Source organism: Shigella sp. FC1661 (genome assembly GCF_001712525.1).
GTDB classification, from domain to species: Bacteria; Pseudomonadota; Gammaproteobacteria; order Enterobacterales; family Enterobacteriaceae; genus Escherichia; species Escherichia coli.
Genome location: NZ_MDGW01000333.1, coordinates 1 through 17,562, shown reverse-complemented (window position 1 = coordinate 17,562; position 17,562 = coordinate 1). Strand labels below are relative to the sequence as shown.

The 17,562-nt window shown below is 52.6% G+C and carries 12 protein-coding genes and 3 pseudogenes; 4 read left to right on the top strand and 11 right to left on the bottom strand.

The window, feature by feature from the left end; translation table 11 throughout:
* Positions 1–38: 38 nt before the first annotated feature.
* The gene (gene degP / locus BFF42_RS17235; RefSeq protein ID WP_000753946.1) at positions 39–1,463 is read right to left on the bottom strand and encodes a serine endoprotease DegP; all 1,425 of its coding nucleotides are present in this window, start codon (positions 1,461–1,463) and stop codon (positions 39–41) included.
* A 129-nt stretch (positions 1,464–1,592) separates the two neighbouring features.
* A complete protein-coding gene (gene dgt, locus BFF42_RS17230) occupies positions 1,593–3,110 on the bottom strand; it encodes a dGTPase (RefSeq protein ID WP_000057110.1) in 1,518 nt (505 codons plus the stop codon).
* Between the two features lie 72 nt (positions 3,111–3,182).
* On the opposite strand from dgt, the gene mtnN reads away from it, so the two are divergent.
* The 3 genes and pseudogenes from mtnN to BFF42_RS17215 all read left to right on the top strand — a co-directional run bounded on the left by mtnN (position 3,183) and on the right by BFF42_RS17215 (position 5,334).
* Entirely contained in the window at positions 3,183–3,881 is a 699-nt protein-coding gene (mtnN, locus tag BFF42_RS17225; RefSeq protein ID WP_000689844.1) for a 5'-methylthioadenosine/S-adenosylhomocysteine nucleosidase, read from the top strand.
* Positions 3,874–4,673, top strand: a pseudogene (btuF, locus tag BFF42_RS17220) (vitamin B12 ABC transporter substrate-binding protein BtuF). The gene mtnN and the pseudogene btuF overlap by 8 nt, the downstream one beginning before the upstream one ends.
* A 37-nt stretch (positions 4,674–4,710) precedes the next feature.
* The gene (locus tag BFF42_RS17215) at positions 4,711–5,334 is read left to right on the top strand and encodes a TRIC cation channel family protein (protein ID WP_000964221.1); all 624 of its coding nucleotides are present in this window, start codon (positions 4,711–4,713) and stop codon (positions 5,332–5,334) included.
* 46 nt (positions 5,335–5,380) lie between these two features.
* On the opposite strand, the gene erpA is transcribed toward BFF42_RS17215, so the two are convergent.
* The 4 genes and pseudogenes from erpA to yadX form a co-directional block, all read right to left on the bottom strand.
* A complete protein-coding gene (gene erpA, locus BFF42_RS17210) occupies positions 5,381–5,725 on the bottom strand; it encodes an iron-sulfur cluster insertion protein ErpA (RefSeq protein ID WP_001295564.1) in 345 nt (114 codons plus the stop codon).
* Positions 5,718–5,783 (bottom strand): small protein YadW, encoded by a 66-nt coding sequence (gene yadW, locus BFF42_RS17205; protein ID WP_120795373.1) that lies wholly within the window; start codon positions 5,781–5,783, stop codon positions 5,718–5,720. Before yadW ends, erpA begins: the two co-directional genes overlap by 8 nt.
* 23 nt (positions 5,784–5,806) lie before the next feature.
* Positions 5,807–7,227, bottom strand: a pseudogene (gene clcA / locus BFF42_RS17200) (H(+)/Cl(-) exchange transporter ClcA).
* Between the two features lie 11 nt (positions 7,228–7,238).
* Positions 7,239–7,286: a protein YadX gene (yadX, locus tag BFF42_RS27310; RefSeq protein WP_211180485.1), complete on the bottom strand. Its 48-nt coding sequence runs from the start codon at positions 7,284–7,286 to the stop codon at positions 7,239–7,241.
* Between the two features lie 165 nt (positions 7,287–7,451).
* Here yadX and hemL point away from each other — a divergent pair, with 165 nt between their 5' ends.
* Positions 7,452–8,732, top strand: coding sequence for a glutamate-1-semialdehyde 2,1-aminomutase (hemL, locus tag BFF42_RS17195; RefSeq protein ID WP_000045326.1), 1,281 nt, complete (start codon positions 7,452–7,454; stop codon positions 8,730–8,732).
* A gap of 34 nt (positions 8,733–8,766) precedes the next feature.
* Here hemL and fhuB read toward each other — a convergent pair.
* The 5 genes and pseudogenes from fhuB to mrcB all read right to left on the bottom strand — a co-directional run bounded on the left by fhuB (position 8,767) and on the right by mrcB (position 17,414).
* A pseudogene (fhuB, locus tag BFF42_RS17190) lies at positions 8,767–10,748 on the bottom strand (Fe(3+)-hydroxamate ABC transporter permease FhuB).
* Entirely contained in the window at positions 10,745–11,635 is an 891-nt protein-coding gene (gene fhuD, locus BFF42_RS17185) for a Fe(3+)-hydroxamate ABC transporter substrate-binding protein FhuD (RefSeq protein ID WP_000015988.1), read from the bottom strand. The pseudogene fhuB and the gene fhuD overlap by 4 nt, the downstream one beginning before the upstream one ends.
* Positions 11,635–12,432 (bottom strand): Fe3+-hydroxamate ABC transporter ATP-binding protein FhuC, encoded by a 798-nt coding sequence (gene fhuC, locus BFF42_RS17180; RefSeq protein WP_001400473.1) that lies wholly within the window; start codon positions 12,430–12,432, stop codon positions 11,635–11,637. The genes fhuD and fhuC overlap by 1 nt, the downstream gene beginning before the upstream one ends.
* Before the next feature lie 50 nt (positions 12,433–12,482).
* A complete protein-coding gene (fhuA, locus tag BFF42_RS17175; RefSeq protein ID WP_000124445.1) occupies positions 12,483–14,672 on the bottom strand; it encodes a ferrichrome porin FhuA in 2,190 nt (729 codons plus the stop codon).
* Positions 14,673–14,891: 219 nt separating this feature from the next.
* Positions 14,892–17,414: a bifunctional glycosyl transferase/transpeptidase gene (gene mrcB, locus BFF42_RS17170; RefSeq protein ID WP_039058963.1), complete on the bottom strand. Its 2,523-nt coding sequence runs from the start codon at positions 17,412–17,414 to the stop codon at positions 14,892–14,894.
* Positions 17,415–17,562 lie beyond the last annotated feature (148 nt).

The window sequence follows — 17,562 nt, the reverse complement described above, 5'->3', positions numbered from 1 at the left end:
AGAACCCCTTCCCGTTTTCAGGAAGGGGTTGAGTGAGATTACTGCATTAACAGGTAGATGGTGCTGTCGCCGCGCTGAATGTTCAGTGCCAGCACAGACGGTTTGCTGTCGAGAACTTTACGCAGTTCAGCGATGTTTTTCACTGCCTGCTGGTTCGCGCCAATAATCACATCACCTTTCTTCAGGCCGATCTGCGCAGCCGGAGTGCCCGTTTTCACGTTGTTCACTACCACGCCCTGATCTTTGCCTTTGTTGCTCATCTCAGCGCCTTCAATGCCGTTGAAGATGGAGCTGGAATCAACCTGATTCTGGCTGCTCTGCTGCAGTTCCAGGTTCACGTTAACCTGCTTACCGTCGCGCAGTAAGCCCAGGGTCAGTTTGCTGCCCACCGGCATAGTACCCACCTGAGCACGCAGTGCGGCAAAGCTGCTGATCGGCTTACCGTTCAGTGAGGTGATCACATCACCCGCTTTAATGCCCGCTTTTGCAGCGGAGGAATTAGGCAGAACCTGGCTTACGAAAGCACCGCGCTGGGCGTCAACTTTCATCGCTTTCGCCAGTTCGGAGTTCAGCTCAGTCCCCATAATACCCAGCTCACCGCGTTTCACCTGGCCGTATTCCACCATCTGCGAGGTCAGGTTTTTCACCATGTTGCTCGGGATTGCAAAACCGATACCGATGTTGCCGCCGTCCGGTGCGAGGATCGCGGTGTTGATACCGATCAGTTCGCCGTTCAGGTTAACCAGCGCACCACCGGAGTTACCACGGTTGATCGCTGCATCGGTCTGGATGAAGTTTTCGTAGTTTTCAGCATTCAGGCCGCTACGCCCCAGCGCAGAGACAATCCCGGAAGTTACCGTCTCGCCCAGACCAAACGGGTTACCAATCGCTACGGTGTAATCACCCACGCGCAGTGCATCAGAATCCGCCATCTTAATTGCGGTCAGGTTTTTCGGGTTCTGGATTTGGATCAGCGCGATATCAGAGCGCGGATCTTTGCCGACCATCTTCGCGTCGAACTTACGGCCATCGCTCAGCTGGACTTTAATCACCGTCGCGTTATCAACAACGTGGTTGTTGGTGACGACATAGCCTTTATCGGCATCAATGATGACGCCGGAACCCAGCGCCATGAATTTCTGTTGCTGGCCGCCACCATTACCGCCCTGGCCACCCTGGCAGAACGGAGAGCTCTGGAACGGAGAACCTTCCTGGCAGAACGGAGAATCATCACCGAAGAACTGCTGGAAATTACGCGGCATACGCGGCGTATTAACGGTTGTGCTACCTTCTACGTTAATGCTGACCACTGAAGGCATCACCTTTTCGAGCATCGGTGCAAGGCTTGGCATCTGCTGGGCTGTCGTTGCTGAAGAAGTCTCAGCCGCCGTTGCAGAGAGCGGAGATAACGCCAAACCTAAACTCAGAGCCAGTGCACTCAGTGCTAATGTGGTTTTTTTCATGTATTTCAGTCTCGATTAACAGATAACGCAAAATTGCTGTGTTCTTCAGATTCGTTTTATAGCGCGAAGTTCCGAACTAAAGTTTCTGCAAAAGGTAAAAATTTATTGTTCGTCTTTACAAAAGCCTGGTTATTGTTCTACGGCCATCAGACGTCGGTATTCATCCCACGCATAGAGGTCGGTCATACCGCTGATATAATCCTGCAGCAGGCGGCAACGGTAATAATATTCCCATAGCGGAAACTCAGGATAATCTGACGGTAATTTACTGACAGCCTCGACATAGGCCAGCCGATGGCGCGTCGAGAGTTTGTGGAATAAGCGCGATTCAATAGGGAAACGTTTCACCCGTTCTTTTTCTACCAGTTCAGTAAAGTCGGATAACGACAGGCTTAATAAAGGACGATAAATCTCTAATAATCCGCTAATGACCCGATAGCCCTGCAATTCAAGCTGCTCGACATCTGGATGGCTAAACACATGTTTTACAGCGACATTTTTATATAGCTTAAGAAGATCGCTGCATTCGCTGGCATCTTCCAATAATGCATGATTAAACGTTCCGGCGAAAATCGCAGGCAGATTATCAATAAATCGTTGTGCCGCATAGGGTACCAGTTTATTTAGGGTGTTTACCCGTAAATACATAAAAAACTGATCTTCCGTACTGCGGCTTAAACTATTTGAGCGTGATTTTTCCCAGGCATTTTCAACCACCAGCGAAAAGAGCGAACCTTTCTCATGCTGGCCCCACGCTTCGTGCAAATGATGATAAAGCTGCTCAACGGTAAATATTCTTTTCTCTACCGCATCTTCAAGGTCTGCCACACAATAGGAGATGTCGTCGGCTGCTTCCATAATCCACGTTAATGGAAAACGACTGTAAAGCGCCAAATTAAGTTCTTTACGCAACCGGGCAATATAGGCTTCTTCAGAAAGATAATAACCCGGCTTTTTCATTAAATAGTGATGTGTCTCAGGCGTTTCGCCACGCCACCACGCCGGACGGGTATATTTTAAAATACCGCCAACCTGTGCCCAGGTGAGATTCATCCTCATCAATGTATGCACCAGACGAATGCCTTGTGCATTCCCCTCAAAATGACATAAGTCCTGACGAATCTTGCGCCGCAGCTCGTTAAGCGGTTCTTCCCCGTCCCGTAAACGTAGTGCCGCCACGCTGCAGCGATCGTCAGTCAGAGGCTGGCTTTCGGCATCTTCCGGGTGCAAACGCTGGCGAAACCAATCATTTATCGCCGCTTCGCCAAAATGACCAAACGGCGGATTGCCGATATCGTGCATCAGGCATGACATCTCAACAATGCTTTCAAAGGGGCCGGTCAGTTCATCCAGGCCGTATGCTTCCAGTAATTTAAGCTCTTTCATACGGCTTAGAATTTCTTTGGCGATGTAGCGCCCCACCTGCTGGACTTCCATCGAGTGGGTAAGACGCGTGCGCACGGCGGCATTGCGCTCCAGTGGAAAAACCTGGGTCTTTTGTTGCAGACGACGAATTGCCGGAGAGTTGATGATACGCCCGCGATCGCTCTCGAAGATCCGCAGGATCTCATGTTCGGTTTTAACGCCCTGCGGTGAACGGTAACGACGATGCCAGTTTATTTTTTTTCGGAAATCAATCTGTGCCATGTCCTCTCCCACGCTTCCCCGTAAGCGCATGGTAAACTATGCCTTCAAATCGGGCTTATCGCGAGTAAATCTATGAAAATCGGCATCATTGGTGCAATGGAAGAAGAAGTTACGCTGCTGCGTGACAAAATCGAAAATCGTCAAACTATCAGTCTCGGCGGTTGCGAAATCTATACCGGCCAACTGAATGGAACCGAGGTTGCGCTTCTGAAATCGGGCATCGGTAAAGTCGCTGCGGCGCTGGGTGCCACTTTGCTGTTGGAACACTGCAAGCCAGATGTGATTATTAACACCGGTTCTGCCGGTGGCCTGGCACCAACGTTGAAAGTGGGCGATATCGTTGTCTCGGACGAAGCACGTTATCACGACGCGGATGTCACGGCATTTGGTTATGAATACGGTCAGTTACCAGGCTGTCCGGCAGGCTTTAAAGCTGACGATAAACTGATCGCTGCCGCTGAGGCCTGCATTGCCGAACTGAATCTTAACGCTGTACGTGGCCTGATTGTTAGCGGCGACGCTTTCATCAACGGTTCTGTTGGTCTGGCGAAAATCCGCCACAACTTCCCACAGGCCATTGCTGTAGAGATGGAAGCGACGGCAATCGCCCATGTCTGCCACAATTTCAACGTCCCGTTTGTTGTCGTACGCGCCATCTCCGACGTGGCCGATCAACAGTCTCATCTTAGCTTCGATGAGTTCCTGGCTGTTGCCGCTAAACAGTCCAGCCTGATGGTTGAGTCACTGGTGCAGAAACTGGCACATGGCTAAGTCACTGTTCAGGGCGCTGGTCGCCCTGTCTTTTCTCGCGCCACTGTGGCTCAACGCGGCACCGCGCGTCATCACGCTTTCTCCCGCCAACACTGAACTTGCCTTTGCCGCCGGGATCACGCCGGTTGGGGTCAGCAGCTATTCCGACTATCCTCCACAAGCGCAAAAGATTGAGCAGGTTTCCACCTGGCAGGGGATGAATCTGGAACGCATTGTCGCGCTGAAACCCGATCTGGTGATTGCCTGGCGTGGAGGTAATGCCGAGCGGCAGGTTGACCAGCTGGCTTCGCTGGGAATAAAAGTGATGTGGGTCGATGCGACAAGCATTGAACAAATTGCCAATGCGTTACGTCAACTGGCCCCCTGGAGTCCGCAACCGGATAAGGCCGAACAAGCCGCGCAATCCCTGCTGGATCAGTACGCGCAATTGAAAGCGCAATATGCTGGTAAACCTAAAAAACGTGTTTTTCTGCAATTCGGCATTAATCCGCCATTTACCAGTGGAAAAGAGTCGATTCAAAACCAGGTACTCGAAGTTTGTGGCGGAGAAAACATCTTTAAAGACAGCCGGGTTCCTTGGCCGCAAGTTAGCCGCGAACAGGTGTTAGCACGCTCGCCACAGGCGATTGTCATTACAGGCGGACCGGACCAAATTCCTAAAATCAAACAATACTGGGGTGAACAGCTCAAAATTCCCGTTATTCCTCTCACGAGTGACTGGTTTGACGTGCAAGCCCACGTATTATCCTCGCTGCACAACAGCTCTGTAATGCGCTTTCACAGGTAGATTAGCGCCTGACCTTTTTAGGTGCTCAGTGGGGATTGAACAATGCTCGTCTATTGGCTGGATATAGTCGGCACAGCGGTATTTGCCATCTCCGGCGTTTTGTTAGCCGGAAAATTGCGTATGGACCCTTTTGGTGTTCTGGTGCTGGGCGTGGTTACCGCTGTAGGCGGCGGGACAATTCGCGACATGGCGCTGGATCACGGCCCGGTATTTTGGGTGAAAGATCCCACCGATCTGGTCGTTGCAATGGTAACCAGCATGCTGACCATCGTGCTGGTGCGCCAGCCAAGACGCTTACCAAAATGGATGTTGCCGGTGCTGGACGCCGTTGGTCTGGCGGTGTTTGTCGGCATTGGCGTGAATAAAGCCTTTAATGCGGAAGCCGGTCCGTTAATCGCGGTTTGTATGGGCGTCATTACTGGCGTTGGCGGCGGGATCATTCGTGATGTACTGGCCCGCGAAATCCCCATGATTTTACGTACAGAAATCTACGCAACTGCCTGTATTATCGGCGGTATTGTCCACGCTACGGCTTATTACACATTTTCCGTACCACTGGAAACAGCCAGTATGATGGGCATGGTCGTGACGCTATTGATTCGGCTGGCGGCTATTCGTTGGCATCTTAAGCTACCGACGTTTGCGCTGGATGAGAATGGGCGTTGAAGAGAGAAGATGTGCCGGATAGTTTATCCGGCACATGAACAACAGATTAGATGCTAAAGGAAGAACCGCAACCGCAGGTGCTTTTCGCGTTCGGGTTGGTCACGATGAAACGAGAACCTTCCAGTCCTTCGGTATAGTCAACGGAACCACCGACCAGATATTGCAGGCTCATCGGATCAACCACCAGGCCAACGCCCTGTTTTTCGATGGTCATATCGCCTTCGTTCACCTGATCATCAAAGGTGAAACCATACTGGAAGCCGCTGCAACCGCCACCGGTGATATACACGCGTAATTTCAGATTCGGGTTATCTTCGTCAGCGATCAGGCTTTTAACTTTGTTGGCTGCTGCGTCGGTAAACTCCAGCGGCAGTGCTACGTCATCACTCATATTTTGCTCCAAACGACATCGGCAATTGGGCAAATTCTAACCCAATAATAATCGCCATTATCTAATACCCTGGTATTTCGTTCAAGTATTCTCGCTGGCTGATGCGGCCTTGCTTCGCGCCAGTTGCTCAGCTTCCTGTTTTGCCAGCGTGCGCGCAAGAATCGCCGAATATAGCGGTTTCCCGCCGGTAAATTGCGCTAATAGTGTTGCGCCAAGACCGGTAATAATCATTGGCAAAATGAGCTGGTAGTTATCGGTCATCTCCAGAACCAAAATGATCCCCGTTAACGGCGCGCGAATAGATGCCGCCAGTAACGCCCCCATTCCGGCAATAGCAAAAGTCCCCGCCTCAAGGTGATATTGCGGAAACAGCTCAACGACAACCATTCCGAAAGCGGTTCCCAGCACAGTACCCAGCGCCAGCATCGGGGCAAAAATACCGCCGGCGCGCCGGAAGAGAAGCACAGTAAGGTGGTAATGACCCGCGCGACGAAGATAAACACCAGCATTCCCATGCTGAAATTCCCTGCGGTAGCGATAGGAATCAGGTTAAAACCGCCGCCCGACGTTGCTGGTGCCACAAACCCCAGCAATCCACACAGACCGCCAATCGCACCGCCCATTAGCACCCATTTGGTAATATTGCCGCCGTGCACACGGTGCAGCAAATCCTGCATCCCCAGCACCCATTTATTAAAAATAGGGCCGAAAATGCCAAAAATAATACCGAGGATCAGATAAAGCCACTGCGTATTAAGCGGCGCATCAGAAAGTTTACCGACGTCAATCAACGCAACTTCATGATTAAAAATCCGGTACATAATGGTCGACATAATGACGCCAATAAATACCGCTTTAATCGAAATTAACGTATAGCGAAACTGCGGACGCATCTCTTCGATAATAAACAAAATACCCGCCAGCGGCGCGTTAAAGGCCGCAGCCAGCCCCGCAGCAGCACCGGTTGCCAGCAGCGTATGGCGAGCTTCATCACCTTTCAGGCGGAAAATATCGAGTACCATGCGACCGATATTGCCGCCGATCTGCACGGTTGGCCCTTCGCGCCCCAGCACCATGCCTCCGCCGAGTGTCCCCAGCCCGCCAAAGAATTTCACCGGCAACACACGCCACCAGCGAACGGGACGTTGATCTTCCAGCGCCCCTTCAATTTCCGGGATCCCCGAACCACCTGCTTCCGGCGCGTATTTGCGCACCAAAAAGTAGCCGAACATCGCCAGCACCGCCGAACAGAGAAAAGCGACGGTTAACAGAAGCGGATAATTATCAGCAGTATGTACCAGCGCCCCCATACGTTGGTTCTGCAACCAGGCGACACCTTTGTCAAAAGCAACCGCTGCCAGCCCGACAAGCGTGCCGACGACTGCCGCCATAAACAAAATGGCTAACGGGGTTTTATCGCGCTCAAGAAGTTGGCGAATCAGTTGTCTGCGTCGTAGGCGCGCGGCCTGCGGTGTTTCTAAAGAGGGAGTATCAGTTTTCATCCAATGATCACTTATTGGTCATACAAATAAGATGACGGCATTTTACTCGCGCGTTCCATGAAAATCCTTTGCAAAGCGTAATGTTTCAAATGCACAAAACTTTTATACTCTAAGAAATCAGGATTGCACCAGTACAAGCAGCCTGATGTTTGACGAGTATTTAACTTGTTATGAATAACATAGAATAGCAGCCATTCACTTTTTCTACGAATCAGGAACCCTCCATGAGTAAGTCTGAAAATCTTTACAGCGCAGCGCGCGAGCTGCTCCCTGGCGGTGTGAACTCCCCTGTTCGCGCCTTTACTGGCGTGGGCGGCACTCCACTGTTTATCGAAAAAGCGGACGGCGCTTATCTGTACGATGTTGATGGCAAAGCCTATATCGATTATGTCGGTTCCTGGGGGCCGATGGTGCTGGGCCATAACCATCCGGCTATCCGCAATGCCGTGATTGAAGCCGCCGAGCGTGGTTTAAGCTTTGGTGCACCGACCGAAATGGAAGTGAAAATGGCGCAACTGGTGACCGAACTGGTCCCGACCATGGATATGGTACGCATGGTGAACTCCGGCACTGAAGCGACCATGAGCGCCATCCGCCTGGCCCGTGGTTTTACCGGTCGCGACAAAATCATTAAATTTGAAGGTTGTTACCACGGTCACGCTGACTGCCTGCTGGTGAAAGCCGGTTCTGGCGCACTCACGTTAGGCCAGCCAAACTCGCCGGGTGTTCCGGCAGATTTCGCCAAACATACCTTAACCTGTACTTATAACGATCTGGCTTCTGTACGCGCCGCGTTTGAGCAATACCCGCAAGAGATTGCCTGTATTATCGTCGAGCCGGTGGCAGGCAATATGAACTGTGTTCCGCCGCAGCCAGAGTTCCTGCCAGGTCTGCGTGCGCTGTGCGACGAATTTGGCACGTTGCTGATCATCGATGAAGTGATGACCGGCTTCCGCGTGGCACTGGCTGGCGCACAGGATTATTACGGCGTAGTGCCAGATTTAACCTGCCTCGGCAAAATCATCGGCGGTGGAATGCCGGTAGGCGCATTCGGTGGTCGTCGTGATGTAATGGATGCGCTGGCCCCGACGGGTCCGGTCTATCAGGCGGGTACGCTTTCCGGTAACCCGATTGCGATGGCAGCGGGTTTCGCCTGTCTGAATGAAGTCGCGCAGCCGGGCGTTCACGAAACGCTGGATGAGCTGACAACACGTCTGGCAGAAGGTCTGCTGGAAGCGGCAGAAGAAGCCGGAACTCCGCTGGTCGTTAACCACGTTGGCGGCATGTTCGGTATTTTCTTTACCGACGCCGAGTCCGTGACGTGCTATCAGGATGTGATGGCCTGTGACGTGGAACGCTTTAAGCGTTTCTTCCATATGATGCTGGACGAAGGTGTTTACCTGGCACCGTCAGCGTTTGAAGCGGGCTTTATGTCTGTGGCGCACAGCATGGAAGATATCAATAACACCATCGATGCTGCACGTCGGGTATTTGCGAAGTTGTGATAATTTTGCCTCGCCCACCGGGCGAGGCACTCAATTAACGGCTCTGCTTTCTCAACAAATAGATAAAATATGGCGCGCGATAAAGGTCGACAGCAGCCCCGCCGGGATCTGGAATGGAAACAGCACCATCCGCCCACACCAGTCAGCGAATACCAGCAGTAAACCACCCACCAGCGCCGAAATTACGATGTGTGGCATCGTCCGTCGAAAACCCATCATCCGCGCAATATGCGGTGCCATTAAACCAACAAAACTCAACGGTCCAATAGTCATCGTCGCGGTCGCCGTCAGGCAAGCCGCTAACAGCAGCAGCGCAATTCGCGTCGGCGTCAGCGCCATTCCCACAGCTCGTGCGGTATCACCGCCCAGAGGTAAAATGGTCAGCCAGCGGCGGTACAGCGGGGTAATCGCCAGCAAAATCACCATCACAATTCCGGTACGCCAGACCTGCGCATCGGTGGCGTTGTAGGTCGAACCAGAGATCCAGGTGAGCACTTGCGCCATTCGCGGGTCACCACTCGCCTGCAACATCATTAAAAGCATGGTGAATGCGGTACTTAACGCCATCCCCGCCAGTAACATGCGGTGTGGGGAAAATCCACCGCGCCCGGCGGCGATCATAATAATCAACAGCGTCACCGCGGCACCGATACTTCCCGCGGGTAACAGCCAGCCAAAAGCATTACCCGGTACCAGAAACAGCATCAGTACCACGCCAAACGCTGCGCCGGAGCTAATCCCCAGCACTTCCGGGCTTGCCATCGGGTTGCCGGTCAGTCGCTGAATAATACAGCCCGCCACCGCCAGCATGACGCCCGCAAATAGCGCCGCTATAATTCGCGGCCAGCGCCAGGGCATTAAATCATCGAGCAACGCCCCGCTCGCCCACATCCAGCCGTGCGCATCACGACCAAACGACAGCGCCACCACCACAGCCATCAACAGCAGCACGCCGCCCGCGAGGGCAAACGCCAGCACATGTTGGCGTTCAGCCGCGACACGATCGTTGACCTTCATATCCGGCGCGCTAATGCTGCGTAAACGCGGCAACAGCCACAGTAGCAGCGGCGCACCGATCAACGCAGTGACCGAACCGGTGGACACTTCCATCCACACGCGAGTCAGCCAGAGGATGATTTGATCGGAAAGCCAGAGGATCAGCGCACCAATCAACGACGCCAGCATCAGTCGCGGCAGCAGACGCCGCGACCCCAGCATTTTTGCCAGCAACGGCGCAAACAACCCGATAAAGCCGATAATCCCCACCGCGTTCACCAGCAGCGCACTGATGACAATCGCCAGCGACAGCGCCGCCAGACGCGCGAGCGACAAGGCCAGCCCGAGATTGCGCGCCACGCCATCATCAAGCCCCATCAGGGTTAACGGGCGAAGTAGCAGCAACGTCAGCATCACACCGCCCAGCAACTGCGGCCATAAACGCTCAACACCGCCCCAGTCGGTTTGCGTCAGCGTTCCGGTGCTCCACAGGAACATGCTTTGCAGTTGGTCATGGTGGAAGATAACCAGTAACTGATTGATTGCCCCACAATAAAGGCTCACTACCAGCCCCGCGAGGATCAGCGTTACCGGCGAAAGCCGTTTCCCCCACGCGACGCCAAAGACAATTAAGCCAACAACGCAAGCGCCCGCCAGCGCAGCAAACTGACTCGCCATCGCCCCTGGGATCGCCCAGAGCGTAGTGACGGTAATCCCCAGTTGCGCGCCTGTAGCAACGCCAAGTGTCGTCGGTTCCGCCAGCGGATTACGCAGCACTTGCTGAAACAGCACGCCCACCAGCCCCAGGCCTGCGCCCACCAGCAGCGAAATAGCCAGACGCGGCAGCAAGCTGTAGTGAAAAATCATCTGCTCGATGACGTCAATATCCGGCGACCAGGCGGCCTGCGCCCACTGGCTACGCGGCAGCGCCTGCGAAAAGTTCATCCAGGTCAGCGCCGTAGCGACAATCACCAGCAGCGCCAGCAATAACGCCGGGAAAAGCGCAATTCGTTTACTCACGCTTTACCTCCGATGGCGTTATCCAGAACGCGCACAAAGTGCATTGCCGAGAGCGTCGCACCATAAAACCAGACTGCGGGTACGCGCTGAAAGCGTCCAGCGCGGACAAACGGCATGGCCTGCCACAGCGGGGTTGCCATTAGCGCATCCATGTCTTTGCTGTTGTCGTGATCAAAACAGAGCACATCAACGTCTTTATACGCTGCCAGACGATCGATACTGACGGCGGTACTGCCCCAGAAGTTGGTTTCCCCTTGCCAGGCATTTGGGATGCCGTACTCATCAAGAATTTCCTGGAACAAGCTGTTTGGACCGAAGACCAACATATGGCGCGGATCGATAAGCGTCGTCAGCAATAACGGGCGTGCACCACGCTTCACAAAGCGGGGTTTCATGCTGCGGATAAAGTCTTCATATTGCGCTAAATGCGTTTCTGCTGCGCTTTGCAGGTTAAGTAAATCTGCCATTTCCGTCAGTGATTTACGCGCCATCGCCAGCGGCTGTTTGCCGTCGCTGAAGTTAAATCCACGCCCCGGCGCAATACGTGCCAGCATTTCTGCTGAAGGGCCATATCCTGCCGACCAGACCATAAACGACGGTTTCATTTCGGTCAGCAGTTCAAGGTTAGGTTCTGTGCGCAAACCGACGTCGATCACTGAGTCCGGCAATGGTGGTTCGCTGACCCACAGGCGATAGTTGATGGTATCCGCCACGCCGTAAGGCACGATGCCGAGCGCCAGCAGTAATTCCACCGGCAACCACTCCAGCGCCACAATACGATTGGGATCAATAGCCGCCGCGTGGGCGGTATTCATCTGCCATAACAACGGAGAAAGCGCCATCGCCGTTAACAGTCGACGGCGCGAAATAAGAGGTAAGCCGCTCATCAATAAACAAAACTCACAGGTGCAGCACCCGCCGGATGCGGCAAAATACCCATCGGGATGCCATAAATCATTTCGAGGGTATCGCCGCGCATAATTTCCGCAGGCGTTCCCTGAGCAATCATTTCACCACCGCGCAGGGCGACCAGATAATCACAGTAGCGTGCCGCCATATTGATATCGTGCAACACGGCAATGACCGTCAGGCCACGCTCCTGACTTAAACGGTGCACCAGCGCCAGCACATCAACCTGGTGGGCGATATCCAGCGCCGAGGTCGGTTCGTCGAGCAACAGACAACGGCTATCCTGCGCCACCAGCATGGCGATCCACGCCCGCTGACGTTCGCCGCCAGAGAGACTATCAACCAGCCGATGCGCCAGCGGTTTTAAGCCAACCAGCGAGATAGCTTCCTCGACTTTTTCGCGATCTGCCGCCCCAAAGCGCCCCAGCGCGCCATGCCACGGGTAACGACCAATCGCCACCAGTTCACGCACGGTCATCCCTTCTGCCGGAGGAAGCTGCTGCGGCAAATAAGCCACTTTGCGGGCAAACGCTTTGCTGCTCCAGCTTTCCAGCGGCTGGGCATCAAGAAGAATCTCCCCTTCTGACGGAGGCTGATGACGGCCAAGCATTTTGAGCAGAGTGGATTTACCAGAACCGTTGTGACCAATCAGACCGGTCACTTTCCCGGCAGGAAAGGTTAACGACAGCGGATGCAAAAGCGTGCGCCCGGGCACACGAAAGGAGATATTACGCAGTGCAAAAGTGGTATCGGAATGATTCGTGTATTCCTGCATAACAGCCAACTTGTGAAATGGGCACGGAAATCCGTGCCCCAAAAGAGAAATTAGAAACGGAAGGTTGCGGTTGCAACGACCTGACGTTCTGCGCCCCAGAAGCAGCCATAAGTCTGGAAGCAACTGGCAACATACTCACGATCGAGCAAATTGTTGACGTTCACAGCAAGGCTGGATCCCGCCATACCAAAGCGTGCCAGATCATATTTTACAACAGCATCCATTACAGCTGCGCTACCCACTTTAAAAGTGTTTGCCGGATCACCATAGCTGGAACCAATAAAACGACCACCTGTTCCCAATGTTAAACCAGAAAGCGGCCCTTCATTGAAGGTATAATCCCCCCAGAGAGATGCCATATGCTCCGGTACTTGTTCTGGAGTTTTACCTTTGAGATTGGTGTCTTTGGTGTATTCCGCATCGGTGTAGGTATAAGAAGCCGTCAAGTTAATATTGGCATTTAACGCCGCTTTTGCTTCAAGTTCCACACCACGAGCGCGAATCTCACCTGCTGGGACTTGCGCTAATGGGTTTGTTGGGTCTGCTGTCAGGTTATTTGTTTTCGTCAATTGATAGACTGCGCCCGTAACAACGACCGGCATATCATTCGGAACATATTTTACGCCAGCTTCATACTGTTCACCTTTCGATGGCTTATAGGAAATGCGTGGGTTGCTCCACAGATCGAAAGCACTCGGTTCAAAGGACTGGCTATAGCTAAAGTAAGGTGAAATACCATTATCGAATAAGTAATTTACACCACCGCGCCAGGTGAACTGATGATCATTGCGCTCAATATAACCTTCAGTCGGCGTATAAGAGTTTTCACGAACAGTGGTCGCTTGCTTAGACCAATCGTAGCGTCCCCCCAGAGTGAATACCCATTTATTCCATTCCGCCTGATCCTGAACATAAATACCTGTTTGTTTGCTTTCATTCATCTGGTATGGCTCTGCGCTACCAAATGCAAAGTATTCAGGGTGATATTTGTTATAAAGATCGATGGATGGTGCGGATCCAAAGCTGGCATTGATATCATTACGCATCCGCATGAAGTCTACCCCTGTCAGCAAAGTATGCTCGACGTCACCTGTAGCAAACTTACTTTCAAGTTGGGTATCAACGCTAAAGTTTTGTAGACGCTCATTATCCACCACTGTCCCGCGGTTTAGGGTATGACCATCACCAGCAATCCCTGTGCCATAAACACTTTTCTGTGAGGTTTTCATTTCACTGAAACGCAGATTCTGACGCACGGTGAAGGTGTCATTAAAACCATGTTCAAAACTATATCCCACCATTTTCTGGTTACGGGAGTATGTATTATTCGATGCACCTTCATTGAAGTCAGTCGGTAGACGCTTACCATTAGGCAATGGCTCAACGGTCCCCTCTTTCGGCAACCAACCGTAATAACCCGTTTCTGGTTCATTCTGGAAATAGGACAGGAAAGTAAAATTGGTTTTGTCGTCTGGACGCCATGAGAATGATGGAGCAATGGTATAACGCTGAGATTCAGAGTTTTTCTGCTGTTCGTTTGTTGAGCGAGCGAGGCCCGTCAAACGGTAAGAGAACTCACCGTTATCATCCAGTGCATCACTGAAATCGAATCCGGTCTGAAACAGATTATCCGTCCCCATTTTAAACTGAATTTCTTTCAGGGGTTCAGTGGTCGGACGCTTACTCACCATAGAAATAATCCCACCAGGATTACTTTTTCCATAGAGAACAGACGTCGGCCCACGCATCAGTTCAACCCTCTCGAGCATGTAAGGATCAATCACAGCATCGTTATAAAAGTTGCCCTGAAGTTTTAGTCCATCAAGGTAATTATTTTGATTCAGACCAACAGATGAGAAACCACGAATGATAACAAAATCATATGTATTAGAAGCACCACGACTGCTAACCGTAACGCCAGGTGTATAACCTAATGCTTCTTTTACAGACTGAAATTGATGCATCTGCATCTCTTCATTTGTCACAACCGAAATAGACTGCGGCGTTTTTTCAATTGGTGTATCCGTTTTAGTCGCAGTAGCAGAGTGCTTCGCCGCAATAGTTGCAGCAGGCCCCCATGGGCTTTCTTGCGGCGCAGGTGCAGCGGTAACGGTGATAGTGTCTTCTTTCGGTTCAACCGCTGCCTGTGCATAAACAGACATGCCGCTAACCGCTGTGGCTACTACAACTGCGATTTTACGCAGTGAGTGTTTTGGCTGAGCAGTTTTGGAACGCGCCATTGGTATATCTCTGATGTAAAGTGAATGATAACGTAAACGAGAATGATTATTATAAAGATAAGATAATATTCGAAACGCTGGCGGGTTCGCAAGCGGTACGCAATCTGAGCGTTCCTGAAGGGTTAATAAACAACCAGATGAAAAGAAAGGGTTAATATCTTAGATGGGATGTTATTTTACCGGATGGCAACTCGCCATCCGGTATTTCACGCTTAGATGTTAATTACTACCAAACATATCCTTGATCCAACCGGCTACACCGTCGCTGTCTTTCTGCTCTTGCTGAGCAGGTTGCTGTTGCGGCTGAGAAGACTGATCAAACGGATTGCCTGACGGCTGCTGCTGCATCTCGCTCTGCTGGCACAGCGATTGCGGATCGCTGGTCCAGACCGGCAAGACACGCATGCCACCGCTGCAAACAAAGTTGCCGTCGTAGTCCACGCCCATATCTGCAATATCTTCTGGCGGAACAAGATTCAGCGGCGTTGGCGTCTGGTTAGCCAGATAACGCTGATAAATCGACATTGCCCCGCTGGCTCCATACAGTTTGGTCGGCTGGTTGTTATCACGGCCTACCCAGGTGATGGTCACCGTGCTGCCGTCAATGCCTGCAAACCAAGTATCTACGTTATTGTTGGTAGTCCCTGTTTTCCCTGCCAGATGCAGGTTCGGGTATTTCGCCCCAAGCTGACGACCCGTACCACGTTGTACCACCTGCTGCATGGTCCATAGTGTCAGATACGCCGCCTGCGCCGGAACAGCGCGTTCTGCCTGCGGGAAGCTCTGATACAGCACCTTGCCATCTTCCGCGATTACCGAACGCAGTGCAGAAAGCGGTGCACGGTTACCACCGCTGGCGATGGTCTGGAACGCCTGCGCCACTTCGATTGGCGTTAAGTTCAACGCCCCCAGCAGCATCGCCGGAACCGGATGCAGCTGATCTTTCGGTACGCCCAGTTTGATCCAGGTATCCGTAACTGCAGGCAGCCCCAGCGCCATCCCCAGATTTACCGTCGGCACGTTCATCGAACGGGTCAACGCATCCACCAGCATCACTCTGCCGCTTTCGCTATAACGACGGTCATCGTTCTGCGGTGACCAGACCTGGCCATTCGGCTGACGCAGCGCGATTGGCGCATCGGCAATCCACGTGTTCAGGCGATAGATTTTCGGCTGGCTTAAAGCCGTCAGATAAGTCGCTGGTTTTGCAAGGGAACCAATCGAACGACGCGCCTGCATCGCACGGTTGTAGCCCGCAAACTGCGGCTCAGAACCTCCCACCATCGCACGAACTTCACCACTAAAGCGGTCGACGATCACAATCGCAGTTTCAAGATCGCTCAACTTACGCTGTTTCTTCAGTGCCGGAATGCCTTCCACGGCGGCTTTTTCTGCCGCGTCCTGGGCCACCGAGTCAAAGGTAGTGAAGATCTTCACGCCGGAGAGATCTTTTACCTTATCGCCCAGTTTTGCCTGCAGCTCCTGACGCACCAGTTGCATAAAGGCTGGCTGAGGAGAGATCACCCCACCGCGCGGCTGAACCCCCAGCGGACGGGCACTCAACATGTCATAGAGTTCTTGATCAATAATCTGTTGCTGTTGCAGCAGACGCAGCACCAGATTACGTCGCTCCAGCGCCAGTTTCGGGTTACGCCACGGGTTGTAGATGGACGCCCCTTTCACCATACCGACTAACAGCGCCTGCTGGTCGAGGCTTAGCTCTTCTACCGGGCGACCAAAGTAATACAAGCTTGCCAGCGGGAAGCCGCGGATTTCGTTGTCGCCGCTCTGACCGAGATACACCTCGTTCATATACAGCTCAAGAATACGGTCTTTGCTGTAACGCGCGTCCATGATCAGCGCCATGTAGGCTTCGTTCGCTTTACGCCAGTAAGAGCGCTCGCTGGAGAGGAACAGGTTTTTCACCAGCTGTTGCGTCAGCGTACTCGCACCCTGCACCGTGCGACCTGCGGTCAGGTTTGCCAGCACCGCACGCCCAATTGAGTAGAGGCTGATCCCATCATGCTCGTAGAAATGGCGGTCTTCTGTCGCCAGCAAAGTATCCACCAGCAAATCAGGGAAACCACTGCGCGGCACAAACAGACGTTGCTCACCGTTTGGCGAGGAGATCATGGTGATCAGACGCGGATCAAGACGGAAAAAGCCGAACTGACGGTTGTTCTCCATATTGACGATGGTCGCCAGATGATCACCATCAAAGGTCAGACGCGCACGCACCTGCCCTTCTTTACTGTCCGGGAAATCAAACGGACGGCGGATCATCTCAATGCTGTTGGCCTGCACGGTAAATTCGCCAGGACGGGTCATTTTCGACACCTGACGATACTGAGTCGCCTCCAGCAGCTTCACCATCTCGTTCTTGCTGATGGTCATATCTGGCTCAAGATTGACCATTCGGCCATAAACTGCCGCAGGCAGTTGCCAGACCTTGCCATCAATACGGCTACGAATTTTTTGATCGAGATAAACGCCGTAAATGGCGATCAGCACGGCAAAAACGATAGCCAGTTTTAGCAGTAGCCATAGCCAGCCGCGTTTGCCACGAGGCTTACGCCCTTTGCCTTTGCCCTTACCTTTGCGCGGCATCGGTTCTTCATCCTCATAGTCATCATAATCGTCGTAATCATCGTCATCTTCGTAACGACGACGGCTTACCTTTTGTTTGACCGGACGCGTCGGTTTCCCTTTGCGTCCAATTGGCTCGCGGTCATTCCCGGCCATGCTTTTTCTCCGCAATATTCAGGCGCAAAAGCCCGATTTTCTGTTCTTCTGTTACAAGACAGAAGAAGATATCTCTCAAAATTTGTGTTCGATCGGTCCCTCTCCCTTGAGGGAGAGGGTTAGGGTGAGGGTGAACGTGCGCGCTGAT

Excerpts from the sequence above, each read along its gene's own strand:
- degP (WP_000753946.1), bottom strand. The coding sequence starts at position 1,463 with ATGAAAAAAACCACATTAGCACTGAGTGCACTGGCTCTGAGTTTAGGT.
- fhuD (WP_000015988.1), bottom strand. The coding sequence starts at position 11,635 with ATGAGCGGCTTACCTCTTATTTCGCGCCGTCGACTGTTAACGGCGATG.
- fhuA (WP_000124445.1), bottom strand. The coding sequence starts at position 14,672 with ATGGCGCGTTCCAAAACTGCTCAGCCAAAACACTCACTGCGTAAAATC.
- dgt (WP_000057110.1), bottom strand. The coding sequence starts at position 3,110 with ATGGCACAGATTGATTTCCGAAAAAAAATAAACTGGCATCGTCGTTAC.
- mtnN (WP_000689844.1), top strand. The coding sequence starts at position 3,183 with ATGAAAATCGGCATCATTGGTGCAATGGAAGAAGAAGTTACGCTGCTG.
- mrcB (WP_039058963.1), bottom strand. The coding sequence starts at position 17,414 with ATGGCCGGGAATGACCGCGAGCCAATTGGACGCAAAGGGAAACCGACG.
- erpA (WP_001295564.1), bottom strand. The coding sequence starts at position 5,725 with ATGAGTGATGACGTAGCACTGCCGCTGGAGTTTACCGACGCAGCAGCC.
- hemL (WP_000045326.1), top strand. The coding sequence starts at position 7,452 with ATGAGTAAGTCTGAAAATCTTTACAGCGCAGCGCGCGAGCTGCTCCCT.
- BFF42_RS17215 (WP_000964221.1), top strand. The coding sequence starts at position 4,711 with ATGCTCGTCTATTGGCTGGATATAGTCGGCACAGCGGTATTTGCCATC.
- fhuC (WP_001400473.1), bottom strand. The coding sequence starts at position 12,432 with ATGCAGGAATACACGAATCATTCCGATACCACTTTTGCACTGCGTAAT.